The organism is Wolbachia endosymbiont (group B) of Silvanus unidentatus (genome assembly GCF_964028615.1).
Taxonomy (GTDB): Bacteria; Pseudomonadota; Alphaproteobacteria; order Rickettsiales; family Anaplasmataceae; genus Wolbachia.
Map to the genome: position 1 here is coordinate 1,364,647 of NZ_OZ034795.1, position 15,338 is coordinate 1,379,984.

General features: G+C 34.7%; 9 protein-coding genes and 1 tRNA gene. 3 read left to right on the plus strand and 7 right to left on the minus strand.

Annotated features, from left to right (window positions below):
• Positions 1-27 precede the first annotated feature (27 nt).
• Positions 28-2,028 (minus strand): AAA family ATPase, encoded by a 2,001-nt coding sequence (locus ABWU65_RS06495; protein WP_353280484.1) that lies wholly within the window; start codon positions 2,026-2,028, stop codon positions 28-30.
• A 286-nt stretch (positions 2,029-2,314) separates the two neighbouring features.
• On the opposite strand from ABWU65_RS06495, the gene ABWU65_RS06500 reads away from it, so the two are divergent.
• Together ABWU65_RS06500 and gatC are read left to right on the plus strand one after the other, a co-directional pair.
• Positions 2,315-3,235: a ribose-phosphate diphosphokinase gene (locus ABWU65_RS06500; RefSeq protein WP_353280486.1), complete on the plus strand. Its 921-nt coding sequence runs from the start codon at positions 2,315-2,317 to the stop codon at positions 3,233-3,235.
• Positions 3,225-3,578, plus strand: coding sequence for an Asp-tRNA(Asn)/Glu-tRNA(Gln) amidotransferase subunit GatC (gene gatC / locus ABWU65_RS06505; protein ID WP_052264736.1), 354 nt, complete (start codon positions 3,225-3,227; stop codon positions 3,576-3,578). The genes ABWU65_RS06500 and gatC overlap by 11 nt, the downstream gene beginning before the upstream one ends.
• 38 nt (positions 3,579-3,616) lie before the next feature.
• On the opposite strand, the gene ABWU65_RS06510 is transcribed toward gatC, so the two are convergent.
• From ABWU65_RS06510 to ABWU65_RS06535, 6 genes are all read right to left on the minus strand, one after another.
• Positions 3,617-4,873 (minus strand): Tol-Pal system protein TolB, encoded by a 1,257-nt coding sequence (locus tag ABWU65_RS06510; RefSeq protein ID WP_264376885.1) that lies wholly within the window; start codon positions 4,871-4,873, stop codon positions 3,617-3,619.
• 446 nt (positions 4,874-5,319) lie between these two features.
• Positions 5,320-6,954, minus strand: coding sequence for a ribonuclease J (locus tag ABWU65_RS06515; RefSeq protein ID WP_265025060.1), 1,635 nt, complete (start codon positions 6,952-6,954; stop codon positions 5,320-5,322).
• A gap of 168 nt (positions 6,955-7,122) precedes the next feature.
• A complete protein-coding gene (gene dnaJ, locus ABWU65_RS06520; protein WP_012481762.1) occupies positions 7,123-8,241 on the minus strand; it encodes a molecular chaperone DnaJ in 1,119 nt (372 codons plus the stop codon).
• 82 nt (positions 8,242-8,323) lie between these two features.
• Positions 8,324-8,401 (minus strand) — tRNA-Arg (locus tag ABWU65_RS06525).
• Between the two features lie 262 nt (positions 8,402-8,663).
• Entirely contained in the window at positions 8,664-9,176 is a 513-nt protein-coding gene (locus tag ABWU65_RS06530; protein WP_213863960.1) for a hypothetical protein, read from the minus strand.
• A 77-nt stretch (positions 9,177-9,253) separates the two neighbouring features.
• On the minus strand, positions 9,254-12,313 hold the full coding sequence (locus ABWU65_RS06535; protein ID WP_353280488.1) for a phosphoribosylformylglycinamidine synthase subunit PurL: 3,060 nt from the start codon (positions 12,311-12,313) through the stop codon (positions 9,254-9,256).
• Positions 12,314-12,421: 108 nt separating this feature from the next.
• Between ABWU65_RS06535 and ABWU65_RS06540 the strand changes: the two genes are divergently transcribed.
• Positions 12,422-15,220 carry a PD-(D/E)XK nuclease family protein gene (locus ABWU65_RS06540; RefSeq protein ID WP_353280490.1) on the plus strand — a complete coding sequence of 933 codons (2,799 nt, stop codon included), beginning with the start codon at positions 12,422-12,424 and terminating at the stop codon, positions 15,218-15,220.
• Positions 15,221-15,338 lie beyond the last annotated feature (118 nt).

Here is a 15,338-nt window from a genome sequence, read left to right on the forward strand (position 1 = left end):
GTACAGATTTAAAAGCCTAAAAACTATCTAAACAACTACAAGATTAGTAGTTTGATCAATTTCAACATTACTAAGTGTTGTATTTGCCTTATACAAACAGTAACATCCTGCTGCAAGAAAAATTAATGCAGCTACAGCGAATGAAAGACACATTGCTAAATGAAACATTGTCAAACTTGCACCAACAGCAGATGCTCCAGATAATACAAAAGAAATAGAGGCGTAACTACCTTGCCTTTTACTATTGTTGCTTGCTCCTAAGAATTTTTCATATTTACTATTTAGCTTTTTATTTTTACCTTCAAATTGTTCTTGTAGATCTTCAAAACGCTTCTCTAGTGTGCTTTCATGTTTCTTGAGTTCGGTTGTTACCATATTCTCGAATTCACTCTGTAGTTGAGTATATTTTTCAGTGATAGTCTTTAGATCATCCTTTAATTGAGTGTATTCTTTAGTACATTGAGTTACTTTAATTAAGTCTTTCCTTACAGAATCTAGGTCCTGTTTTAAGTAGCTGTTCTCAGAGTCAAGTTCTTCAAATCTTTCCTCACGTTCTTTCTGTAGCGCATTAATTTTAGTTTGTATACCATTAAGTAATTTAGTCACTTTAGCCAACTGTTGAGTATCTACAACATTTGGACCACTATTTGCAGAGCTATGACTTTCTACATTATTTTCATTATCAACAGGACTATTGAGTGACTCTAGATCATTATTAACTTGCTCACCTTCAGGCTCTTTAGATTTCTTCTCCTCAATTGCCTGAATGAAGTTATTAGTATCAATAGTGATTTTTCCTTCACCTTCAAAAAAAGATATAATATCCCTTGTTGTTTCATCTATTAAATATTCTAACTCAGCTCCCGAGAAACCATCAGTTTTATTTGCAAGTTTTTTAGTATCTACTTTAACTTCCAACCCTTCAATAACTTTGAATTTTTTTATATATAAGTTCAATATATCCTTACGCTGGGCACGACCTGGCAAAGGAATTTCAATATGATTAGAGAGACGGCCTGGCCTAATAAACGCTTTGTCTAAAACATCTCTACGATTAGTTGCAGCAATCACTGTTACACCTTCTAGTGAGTTGAAACCATCGAGCTCGGTTAAAAACTGATTCACAAGGCTGTCGCATGATTGAGCATGACTAGAACTACCACCGCTACCACGTTTTGTAGCAATACAATCAATTTCATCTATAAAAATTATACAAGGAGCATTTGCTCTTGCCTTTTTAAAAATTTCTCTTACGTACTTTTCACCTTCACCAATATACGATTTCAGAAATTCAGATGCAGAAACACTAATAAACTTTGCATTAGCTTGACATGCAATTGCACGAGCAATTTTGGTTTTACCATTTCCGGGTGGACCATAAAAAAGATAGCCTTTTTCTGGTTTGTAACCTATCTTTTTAAGTAATTCTTTATTTCTTTCTGGAATAGTACCAAGAATCTTGTTTAGCTCCTTTTTAACGCTTTCTGGAATTATAATATCATCAAGTGTTGTTTTATTTTCCGATTGAGTTGGATCAAAAATTTCTATTGAAGAGTTACTTTGTGTGAATTTATTTATAAAACTATCCATTATTCTAAAATTTTCTATACCTTTAACATTAACTTTTTTAAGACCAGCTAAAGCTTTTTCTCCTTCATCACCAATACTGTTCCAACTTAAATTAAGTTGAGTAAGGTTTGTAAGATTACCATTAGCTAAAGCTTCTGCTCCTTCATCACCAATACTGTTCCAACTTAAATTAAGTTGAGTAAGGTTTGCAAGATTACCATTAGCTAAAGCTTTTGCTCCTTCATCACCAATATTGTTCCAACTTAAATCAAGTTGAGTAAGGTTTGCAAGATTACCATTAGCTAAAGCTTTTGCTCCTTCATCACCAATATAACAGCTTTTTAAACTAAGCTTTGTAATACTAAGATTGCTCTGTAAAAAGCTTACTAATTCACTTATGTTTATTGTTTTCGAGTGCAAATCAAGAAAGTCGTCTTGAACAAATTGACTAAAATCCATTTCATTTCTCCATTAAATATATAGATATTTTAGCCTATATTTTAATAATTGTCAAATTTTTAATAAATCTAATGAAAAATTATAGAAAATGCTTAGCATCACAAAAAATTTACTTTATTTTTAAGTAGAAAAATAGTACGTACCTTTGTGAAAACGAGTTGCATGATAAGAAAGCTGGTGAAATGTTTCGAGTAACTTTTTCGTTTCTATGATCCACTTGGCGGCAAGAATAAAGTTTTAATCGTTCCATGGTTTCTGTATAATTTTCAAAACTTAATTGGTATATATGAAGGTAATAATAGGTAGCGCTAGTAAACGATTAGGAGATTCAATAGCAAGTGGGCTAAATGCTCAGCTATTACCTGCTCAGGTATCAAGATTTGCCGATGGTGAGGTAAATGTAGAAGTAGCAAATGATCTACGTAATCAAGAAGTATATATAGTACAATCTCTTTCTTCCCCTGTAAATGATAACCTTATGGAGCTTCTGCTTACAATTGATGCAGCAAAGAGGTCAGGAGCCAAGAGAATAAAAGCTATTATTCCTTATTATGGATACAGTAGGCAGGATAGGGTTATTAAAAACAATAATATGCAATCTGCTTTAAGTGCTAAATTAACTGCAAATCTTATTCAAACAGCTGGTGCAAACAGTGTTGCTGCTATTGATTTGCATTCAAGTCAAATTGAAGGTTTTTTTGATATACCAGTTACTAATCTAAGCTGTTTTGAAGTATTTGTTAACTCTATATACAAGGAGAATTTGGCAATAGTTGCGCCTGATGTTGGAGCAATTGGCAGAGCTCGTACTTTTGCAAAGATTTTAGAGGAAAAACACAAGTTGGATAATGATATTGTTGTAGTAGATAAATATAGAGAAAAAGCAGGTACATCTGAGGTAATGAATGTAATCGGAGAAGTTGCAAACAAAAATTGCGTCATTGTTGATGATATAGTTGACTCTGGCGGAACATTATGTAATGCAGCTCTTGCTTTAAAAAACCGAGGAGCAAAGTCTGTAGTTTCGTGCATTACACATGGAATACTTTCAGGAAATGCAGTTGAGAAAATCTCTTCCTCTTCTTTGGATAAATTAGTAATTACGGACACCGTATTTCACAAATTTGAAAAAAATGATAAGATAGAGGTTGTTTCAATTGTAAATATTTTAATTTGCTTTATGCAAGGAGGTAAAAGTGCCAGCTAGATCAACAGAAGATGTTATCACTTCGTTAATAGAATTTGCAAATAAGAGAAAAATAACAATTACTAAGGAAGAAATGCTTAAAACTGCACAGCTTGTGAGGATTAAGTTATCCGATGATGAGATTAAATACTACTCAAAAGAACTGACAATGCTGGATTGGATACATGATACTTTGTTGAAAGTTAATACTGAAGGTGTTTCTCCTATGCGTTATGGAACTATAGATAAGGATGTCCATGTACGCGATGATATTATAAATTCTCAAAACATTAAAGAAGAAATATTATCCAATACAAAATCAGAGCATGGGTATTTCGTAGTACCGAAGGTTATAAACGATTAAGATAAAGCAAGATTTATAACGATTTTATAGATCTACTTTCAGAAATAAGACCAATCTGGTAAAGAAGCATTCGTTGGAGTAAAAACCATTTTTTGATTTTTCTTTACTAAATCTACTAAATATAATTTAGAGTTGCTTGGTGATTCTGCGTTAGTAAAGATAATTTCTCTGCCATTTGGTAGCCATGCCGGAGATTCAATTTTATGTCCCTCTGAAAGCAAGCGCTCTTCTTTGCCATCTGGCTTCATAACTCCTATGTAAAATTTTCCTGACTGAATTTTTGTAAAAGCTATCAGATCTCCTTTTGGCGACCAAACAGGTGTAGCATATCTTCCATTTCCAAAACTAATTCTCTTGGGTTTTTTGCTTTTTTTAGTGAAATCTATGATATATAGTTGCTGACTTCCACTTATATCAGAACTAAAAACCATGTACTTTTGATCTGGAGACAAAGAGGGAGAAGTACTTATAGCTGAACCTTTAGTAATTTTTTTTGTTCGTTTACTGCTTAAGTCTAGAGATAATATATTTGTTTCACCACTCAATGAGTGGGAAATAAAAAGAGATTTACCATCAGGAGAAAATCTTGGTGCAGAAATAACTCCTTCAAATGCGCTGATTATTGATTCAGTGTTATCTTTTAAATTTTTTAATATTATATAACTTTTACCATTTGTGTATGAGATATAAACAATACCCTTTCCATTTGGTGAAAATCTTGGTGTTGACACAAATTTCTCACCATTTGTTAAGTACTTTATATTACTTCCATCTTGATTCATCACAGCAATTTTACGGACGGATTTGTAATTGCTATCTTTTTCTTCAGCGATATATGTAATTTTTGTATTGAAATGCCCTTTCTCACCAATCAATCTATCATGTATCACATCTGAAACAAGATGACTAATTTTCCTCCAGTCTTTTGCTAGAAAAACAACCGACTGAGTAAGTAATTCTCTGTTTGTAAAGCTGTCAGATAAACGAAAAGATAGCTCTAAATTTCTGTTTGATACTTCACTTAAACTTATTGTGACTACAGTATCGCTTTTCCAAGACTCAACTTTCGCGTCACGTTTCACATTAAATAAGCCACAATTAGATAGATTTGTTTCAATTACTTTTGTGATGCTTTCACTTAGCTCATTTTCCACTTCTGTCTTGCATGCACATTTAGATACAACAAGATCAATATTACCAATATTGCTTTTTTTTATATCAACATATAAAACAGCTTTTGTGGAATAAGGAATAAATAACGAAATAAATAACACCAGTTGAACGAATAGCTTCATTAGATTTCTTGCATTACCTCCTTTCATCTCAGCAAATAGCTTACTTTTGAAGTTAAACTGCATGACAGTAGAGTAAATCAATTTCTGCAGTACTTGACACTGGAATCCAGAAATTTGACTGCAAGTAAGTGCACTGAGGTGGCAAGCATAAAAGTAGCTGTTTTATTCTAAAATAAACGTCTTTGACAAGGTTGCATGAAAAACTGGATTCCAGTGTCAGAGCACTGGGATGACACTCTACTGGTGGAGATTGCTCTAAAACTACAATGTTTGCCTGGGCGTTGAGATGGCACCCTTCTGGTAGATTCAAATCACAATGTTTGTATAGTTGTGTGATCTGACACTGATTTTTTTTTACGGATTCCAGTATTGCATGCTGAAATAACATCAAAGAATACATTGTTAACTTCTTACTCAAATAATGGTTAATAAAAAGAGGTATATTTCTATACCTGTTCTATTTGGACTTCAATTATAGGTCTTTTTAGTAAATATTCCTTTAAGATACTAAATATTGAACTTTCAATCTTATTTCTTATTTTTTTTATCGGTTGTGGACTAAATGCTGACTCAACCTTCTCTATGATCTTTTGCATAATGGCTGCATCTTTTTGCGCTTCGAAAACACCAGGTGCAAATACTTTTGGCTTAGCAAGCAGTTTATTTTTCTTGTTTACAACTGCTGTCACTACGATAGCTCCGGCATCTCTCATTCTCTCACGCATTTTTATAACGCTGCATTCTGGATGACGGAGTAACATACCATCAATACCAAAGTAGTTGACATCAATGGAGCTAACTTTTTCCCCATTTTCCAAATTAACAATATCACCTGGTGCAATCATTATTGCTTTTTTCACACCGCACTCTTTAGCAAACTTTACATGTGCATCCGTATGAATATACTCACCATGAACCGGAATAGACATCTTAGGTTTTATCAAAGAATACATTTCCCTTAGCTCTGCTTTTACTGGATGACCGGAAGCATGAACATTCTCTGTTTTTTCAGTAATAACTTCCACTCCCATCTCAATAAAGGCATTGAGCATGTTATGTGCACGAGTTTCATTGCCAGGAATGATTTTTGATGAAAAGATCATGGTATCACCTTGCTGCATTTTAAATGCTTGATGACTCTTAGCGGCAAGTCTTGCGGTAGCTGCCAGTGGCTCACCTTGACAACCTGTGCAAAGTAGCACCAGCTTTTCCCTTGGAAAATTTACTGCCTCCTTTGCTTCTAGAAACTCAGGAGAATCAGTTAAATAACCACTATCCTGAGCAACTTTCACTATTCTCCATAAAGATCTGCCAAGTAAAACCACTTTTCTATTTAGTGCTTTTGCAGCTTGGCTTATTGTTTCAATTCGCGCTACATTCGAGGCAAATAGCGAGACAGCAACCAATTTTTTAGACCGCTTTATTATATTGTAAATATTATTATAAATTGCACTTTCTGACTCAGGGTGATGCTTGCTTAATATATTAGTTGAATCGCAAATTGCTGCAAGTAGATCACCTTTATCGCCAATTTCTTTTAAACGCTCTATATTAGAAATTAATCCAACAACAGGTTTTGGATCAAATTTCCAGTCTCCAGTATGAAGTGCACTACCTACTTCAGTGCTAATTAATATTGAATTTGCTTCAGGAATTGAGTGAGTTACATTTATAAACTCAACGGTAAAAGGACCCAAATTTATACTGCCATTTATGTCAACCTCTTTCACAGGTACTATACCTTCTAATCGAAATTCCTTCAATTTTTCTTTGAGAAAATTAACCGTAAACTTTGTTGTATATATGGGACATTCTAATTCTTCCCACAGATGAGGCACTGCACCGCAGTGGTCTTCATGTGCATGTGTAATTATTATTCCAAGCAAATCTTTTTTTCTTTGAGCAATAAAATCTACATCAGCAATGAGCAGCTCAACACCTGGCATAGTTTCATCTGCAAAACCGATACCAAGGTCGATCATAATCCACTTACCTTGATAATGATATAGGCTAACGTTCATCCCAATTCTTCCTACTCCTCCAAGAGGAAGAAATAAAAACTCATTTTTGTTTATGTTCATTAATTTTAAATTATTAAAATGTGAGAATAGCAAAACTTCGACCTTAAATAAAGGAATTTATCACTTTTGCATAACTTAAAAAATCTTTTCACTAAAAGAGAAGGCTTTCAAATTGGTAAAAAGAATTAAATGTAGACAGCTACCTCTTTATATCACTTAGCAAATTTCTCACTTTTTTTTTACTTTTCCAAAGAATCCTTCAGATTTCTGCTCTACACTTTCATGTTCCTCTTCCTCAAGCGCTTTTAATAGCTCAATCTGCTTTTGGGTTAAATTCTTTGGATTTAAAGTCTCAACTATTACCTGTACGTATAAATCACCACGAGCATGTGAGTTCATATATGGCATACCCTTTTCCCTACAACGTAGTTTGGTACCAGTTTGAGTGCCTTCAGGGACCTTTACTTTTATTTTAGCTCCATCAATTGATTGAATATCGATTTCACCACCAAGTACTGCTAGTGTCATTCTTATAGGCACTTTACAGTGTAAATCTGCTCTATTGCGAGTGAAAATCTGATGAGTAGCTATTTTCACACATACGTATAAATCTCCGCTTTTTCCACCTCTTGCTCCAGCTTCTCCTTTACCACTGACCCTTACCTTAGCTCCTTCTTCTATGCCTTTTGGAATTGAAACGGAGATATTTACTTCATCTCTTTTACGTCCACTTCCACCGCATTTCTTACATTTATTTTGTATTATTTCTCCTTCCCCATAGCATGTAGTACACGTTCTTTCAATGGTAAAAAAGCCCTGTTGAGTTCTAATTCTACCGCTTCCCTGGCATGTGTTGCACTGAACTGGTTTGATTGCTCCTTCGCTACCTGTGCCTTGGCATGTATTACATTTTATATTTGTCACATAATGTATAGGTGCTTGTATTCCTTTAAATGCATCTTCCAAGGTAATTTTAAGGTCGTAGCGCAGATCTGCTCCAGATACTCCTGTTGTACTTCTTTTTGTTCTTGACCTACTTGTACTGCCGCCGAATCCTCCACCAAAAAAATCGTTAAATATATCACTAAAATCCCCTCCAGCTTGGCTAAAATCAAATCCACCGGAAGCACCATCGTGACCATAACGATCATAACCTGCTCTTTTTTCAGAGTCAGATAGAACTTCATATGCAGCTGTTACTTCTTTAAATTTTTCCTCTGCTTCCTTATTACCAGGATTTCTGTCAGGATGATATTTTAATGCTAGTTTTTTATATGCTTTTTTTATCTCGTCAGTACTAGCATTTCTGCTCACTTCTAGCAGATCATAGTAGTCTTTTTTGTTCATATATAATAGCTCAGTATTTTACCTTTAAAGATAGGTATTACATATGTGAATTTCAAGTATGACCTCTATTTCCTATAAAATATGGTGCACCCTGAGCGACTTGAACGCCCGACCTTTTGATCCGTAGTCAAATGCTCTAATCCAACTGAGCTAAGGGTGCTTGCACAAAGCTGACTTTAACAGATTTTATAGCTTATTTCAATTGGTTTAGCTAAAAATAAAACTCTTATCATGTATGAAACCTGTAAGAAATTGTACTAGCTCTCTTAAAGGATAACTTAAGTTAACAGTTTCCAATTACTTTGATTTTAGAACCGCTATCCGAATAAGAGCTTTTCACATTATACTGCCAAGCTGCTAACAAATAGCGGAATGACGGTTATAGTTAAATCTAAACTATTTTGGCTATATCAGAAGACGGGTTATGCAGAAACCTTAAAATACTTCTTGCTTGCCAAGGAGAATAAATACATTCCTACAAACAAGCAGATACTCAATATCGATGCATAGGAAAACTTGAAAATTAAATCTTTAATATATATTGATAAGCATTTACCTGCAGAAATTTTGTATAGTAGTCCAACACAAATAATCGTACTATCAATGACCGATGCTATAATTAAAGTGATGAAATTTGCCATATGAAAATTCAATTTCGACTTTAATTCTTCAAAAACAACTATGCTTGAGAGAAGAGAGATTAAAATTGGAGTATATAGAACCAGTATCATAAAACTAAAATTTTGCAATTTAAAAAGACAGCATATCACTGTACACACTATTAAGCTGTAAGTAGCTTTGCTTCTACCATAAAACTCAACCATTGAGTTTACAACTAAAGTAGCTCCCACAAATAAGGCAGCACATATCATTAATTTATTTGAAGTGTTAAGTAAAGAAAGACTGATAAGCAAGAGTATTGATAAAATGGACATAATCACCTACCGAAATTTAATAATATGCATTTATTTTAATCAGACATTACACATAATGAAAAATTTGTCTAGCGTAATCAAAAGTTATTTAAACTAGTACCTAAGTCTTTCAAATCTATTCTTATAATATCCTTTATATTGAGAGCTTTCTCCTCTGTCACTTTTCCAATACATGAAAAAACTATACCTTTAAACAATTCTTCAAACTTCCGCTGATTTTGCGGGGCAATGGTTACTAATATTCTACTTTGCGATTCAGAAAACATTATTATCTTGTTTATTATGTCTGTATTTTGTGTTTTTCCTATTGGTACTAGTGAAAGATCAATTTCAGCACCAAGGTCTCCTGCAATTAGCGATTTTGCCAAAGCAATAATTAAGCCGCCTAAGTTTGGTGCAATTGCAGAGACAATTATGCCATCTTTTATTGCCTGGTTGTAACGTTCATACAACTTCCTAGCGCTCTTTGCATTAACTTTTGGCACGTTGTTATTATCTATTCCACTATATAACTGATATTCAGATCTACCAAGCTCATCGTGGGTTGTACCAAGCACATATATCAAGTCCCCTGGCATTTTCACATCAAGCGATACCGCATTTTCAATATTGTCTATAATTCCAATTGCTGAAATGAGTAGTGAAGGTGGTGCAGATATCATCACTTTCTCGCCATTTTCATCATATCCCTTGAAGTCATTGAACATACTGTCTTTTCCGGATATGAATGGTGTTTTAAATGCAGTTGCAAAGTCGTAACAAGCCTCTGCAGCTCTCTTTAGTTGCCACAATCTTTCTGGATTATAAGCATCACACCAGCAAAAATTATCGAGCAACGCTAGATGATTTATATTTCCTCCTGCAGCTACGTAGTTGCGTATGGCAGTGTCAATCGCACATGCTGCCATGTGATAAGTGTCAATTTCTCCATAACTTGAGCCAAATCCCTGCGATTTTACAACACCTTTGTTTGAAGAAAGGACTGGCCTCGAGACAACAGCTTCGCTGCACACTCTTCCCTTGCCTTGCAGTGGTTTCAGTATTGACGATCCTTGAACCTCATGGTCATATTGCACCACTATAAACTCTTTGCTGCGTATGTTTGGTCTGCTTAGCATTTCTTTTAGTTCAAAGGTGTCATGCAAGTAGCTGAGACTGGAATCCATTTCACGCTCAGCTCTACCATCGTATGGGTTTTGGTGTAAAATGTTTGCAGGCTTTACCTGCTGGATCCCAGTGTCAAGCACTGGGATGACAGGAAAGGATACAGCAGACTCCTTAGACCACGGTTTCGTCTGTAAATGCACTTTGGGATTACCGTCATGCAGAAATTCAGTTTCGATGTCCATTATTACTTCTCCTGGGGGACATTTAACAACGGCTTTGCCACTTTTGTTGAATTCTCCAATTACACAGACCTCCACATCATGTGTTTTCATGATTTGCTTAAACGCAGGAAGATTTTCTTCTGGCACTGCTAAGGTCATTCTCTCTTGTGATTCTGATATCCATATTTCCCACGGAGCCATACCATCGTTTTTAAGGAGAACCTTGCTCAAATCAACTTCAAATCCGTCTTTTCCCATTTCACCAATGGACGATGATAGACCGCCTGCTCCATTATCCGTTATTGCATTATAAAGACCAAGATCTCTTGCTTTTACGACGGCGTTGGATAATTTTTTTTGTGTTATAGGATCACCAATTTGCACAATTGTTGAAGGGCTGTTTCCCGACAATGCCTCTGAAGAAAAAGTTGCACCGTGAATTCCGTCCCTTCCAACTCTTCCACCAATAATTACGATTTTATCACCGTTTTTGGGTTCTTTTATGTGTGAAGGTGCATTATTTATATTCCGTGGAATAATTCCGATGCTTCCAACAAAAACTAATGGCTTTCCACAGAATCTATCGTCAAAGTATACCGATCCAAGTTGCGTTGGAATACCGGAGCAATTACCAGCAACATTAACACCGTGAATCACTTCTTTCATTATATATTTTGGTGGTAAGATTTTATCAGTACGCTTTTTATCTCTATAAAGTTTGCCTTTTGATTCTTTGGCAAAGCAAAAGTAATAAGTATTCATGATAGGTTCTGCACCTTTGCCAAAACCGACTATATCTCGATTAACTCCAAGCACTCCAGTCATTGCTCCACCGAACGGATCGAGAGCTGAAGGACTATTGTGAGTTTCAACTTTATCTACAATCAAGTAATCGTCATCAAAAATTATTCCTCCTGCGTTGTCGGAGAAAACTGACACGCATATGTTAGAATTTATCTCACGCGTTGCACGCTTAATATAATGAGCATATAGACCATCTTTTATTTCATCAATAGGGGAGCAAAAAATATTGTGTTTACAATGTTCAGACCAAGTCTGTGCCAGAGACTCAAGTTCAATATCATATGGATTTCTACCGAGTTTTTTAAAGTAATCCTTTATAGCTTTCATTGCTGCCAGCGAGAGCCCTAAAGTGCCATTACCATCGATTCCATCTCTGCTGATTTTTTCAAGCTCTTGGTCACTTACATTGAGTTTGACAGATTTTGCTCCATTATTACCTGGTGTCATCCCAGTGCTTGACACTGGAATCCATTCTTTTTTTTCCTGGTCACGCGCTGTAATGACACCAACTGGGGTATTTTGTTTACTGTAATACTTCCAATGGCAATTGCCGTTTTCTTTATGGAAAAGTGTGCAATATTCAGTAATAGGATTGAATTCCTGTTTTATGTCATTTTCGGTTGGAAAACCTCCTTGACTTAGAATCAATTTTGAACTTCTTGCCTTGATAGAAACACTTTCATCAATGTGGCGTTTGCTCATTAGATATTCTCTAACAATTTGTTTTGCCGTGTTTCCTACGTTATCGGTCATGCCAGGTAAAAAGCTTATCTCCAAGCCCCACTTTGCTTGTGATTCTATGAAGTTATATTGAACTTCTTCAAGGTTTTCATTGTAGGAATAATAACGGCAGTCTTGTATGGCTTTATTATAAAATAGCCCACAAATTTCTTCATGTAATTTTGATGGTAATTCTTTGCTTATGTAAATCAAGTAAACATTAACTACCCTTCTGCGGCTAACTTGTTCACATTTATTAAAAACTTCTATTCTGATGTTTGCCATGTAATATTGTGAAAGACTTTAATATATCATAGCATAAGAAACTGCGAGCACATTTATATTTTAAATAATTTCTATACAATAAAAGTGTTGTATTAATTGTTACTGTTAGTGGGAAGAGTTTTTACTGTTAATGTGAATGAGTCCCTTTTTGATGTGCTGGTTCAGCACATATTTTCTGAATATGAAAGAGAAAAAATTCCCGAGATAAAGATCATACTTCCCTGCAAGAGGGATGTTATAGCATTGCTGAGTGCATTCAAGAATTACAGAACTATAATTTTGCCAGAGATAGTTTCACTAGAAAACATTGATGAAGAAGATTTAATATTAAATCTTGATAGAGTTAAAGTTATCAACCCAACAAAAAGAACACTGCTACTCATTCAATTTATATTGGAGTGGAATAAAAAAAACAATGATAATTTTCCAATCGATCTGGTTTACAGTTTGCCGTCATTGCTTCAATATACCCAAATAGAGGGTGATTATCAACTTGATGAGCACTCAAAAAAAGTAGGGAATTTCATAAATTTACTTATCAAAACTTGGAGTAAAACTTTAAAAGGTTTGGGAGTAATAGATATACTAAAGCATAAGAATGACTACATAAACAATATGATAAACTTCCTGCAGAAAGATCAGCATATGATCTTTATTGGAATTGGAAAGGGTGAAATCTACAAGTTATTGATTAAGGCTATATATGACCTGCCATTTGGAAAGATAATTCTACCTAACCTGAATTTGAAAATGAACGAAAAAGATTGGAAATCACTTGATAAAAAACACTATCAACATTGCCTGAAAGATTTACTCGATTATTTAAAAGTGGATAGAAGGGATGTTAGTTTTCTGTCAGAAGCGTGTTCTGGTGTCATCCCAGTGTCAAGCACTGGGATGACAGAAGAAAGGGCTGGGATAACAGGAAGTCCTGAGGAATATCTTGATTATATCTTCGATACAACTGCTGATCTAAGTGAAGTTGGTGGCGGATCAATTGAAAATATTGAAGTCATCACTTGTGATTCAAGGGAGGAAGAAGCACAAGTGACGTCACTAATTATAAAGAATGAAGGTTATGAAAACGCTTCTTTGTTTGTCTTTGATAAATTACTTGCAGATCGTATGGCGTGTACCATATCGGAAAACTATTCTTATGTGACGCTTCTGCTTTATAGTATCGAAGTTTTAACCTCAAATTGGAACAGTGTGGTACTGCTTTCACTCTTAAAGCATAGGCTAGTGACTTTTGGTTACGCTCAAGAAGAGTACACTCGTATTTTATCTGAGTTTGAGATAGAAGTATTGCGTAGCTTTGATATAAATGGTCTTAAGGATATTATCAACGCTATTAGTACTTGTAAAAAGCTAAGATATAAAGAAGATATATTAATTATTATCAGTAGATTAGAAACTATATTTAATCTTTTACTTAATCTTACAAATTATCCTATTTTTGATATAGCAGCGGCTCATTTACAGTGTGTTAATGTGCTTTCTAATGTGAATTTTCTAGAGCTAAATGGTGAAATAGGTAATTTTACTCGTGATTTCTTAAATGCATGTGACGGTATAGCAATTGAGTGTTCCTTAGAGTTATATAGTCAAATCCTGATATTATTTTTAAAAAGGAAGTTTTTTTCTCCAGAAAATAACTTTGATAAATTTAGTTTATATCAAAATAAAGTTGTAATACTTGCTGGATTTAATGATATACCAAATTTTCAGAATCCGTTTTTGAGTGCACTGAATAGAGAAAAATTTAACCTTCCTTCTGTGCAAGAAGAGCAAGGGTACTTTTTGTATACTTTGCGCAATTTATTTGGTGCCGGCAAGGTTTATATTACGAGGCTAGTGAGTGATAGAAAATCAATTCTATTGCGCCGTTTGGAAGTTCTGTTACAAGAACCAAAATATCCTTATCGCAATTGGCTAAGAATATTAAATACACCTGAGTGCATTGTTCCATGTACTCAGCCTATGCCAAAACCTAAAACTGAAGTGAGGCAAGCAAAAATGCAAGTGATGTCTTGCAGTGCGGTAGAAAAACTGATTCGTAACCCTTATTCATTTTATGTTGAATACATACTGAACCTTAGACAGTTGAAAGACTTAAATTTTAAGCCATCGATATTGGAGTTTGGCACTATGGTACACAATATTCTTGCAAGATATTTACGCAACGAAAAGTCGCTGATGAATATTGCACGAGAAATATTCTCGTCTAATCGATTCCACTTTTCAAATATGTGGTGGGTAAGGTTGCAGAGGATAATTCAATCTTTTGTTGAGCTTGATAGGACTGGAAACAATCAAGTTGAGTTGGAGAAGAGCTTTTCCTATCCGATATTTCATATTCCAGCGCGTGACACACAACTGCGCGGATGCTGTACAACTTCCACTAAGAATAAGGGTGTCATCCCAGTGCTTGACTACTTGGATCCAAAAAATTTGATTGCAAATGAACACACCAGACAATTGTGTAATAAGAGCTGGTCAGATACTCGAATGACAGAAGAAATTTTATTGACAGCAAGATGTGATAGAGTTGAGTATCTACCAGGTGGGCAAGTAGCAATTATAGACTATAAACTTGGTTCACCACCTTCCAATGAGGAAGTTATGTCAGGATTTTTCCCGCAATTAATTTTACAAGCTTTAGCAGTGGAATACACAACAAAAAAAGAAGTCTCGGAGCTTGCTTATTGGAAACTTGATTATGATAAAATAAAGGTTATTGCTTTGAAAGATTATAGACAAAAAATGCATGAATTTCAGAATATTCTACCAGATTTCTTATCTAATTATTTAAGAGATACTACTCCCTTCATTGCCTCTCCTTATTTTGATAAATTCCTGAGATTTAACATCTACAAACAACTAGAAAGGATAGGGGAGTGGTTATAAATTATATCTCCTCTCATCCAGATCAAAATAGCTGGTTGTACAGCTGGTTTACTAAGTGCAGTAGGAGAATTACTAGATTGTGATATAGACTCATCTTTGCTAGACTCAAACAACCATA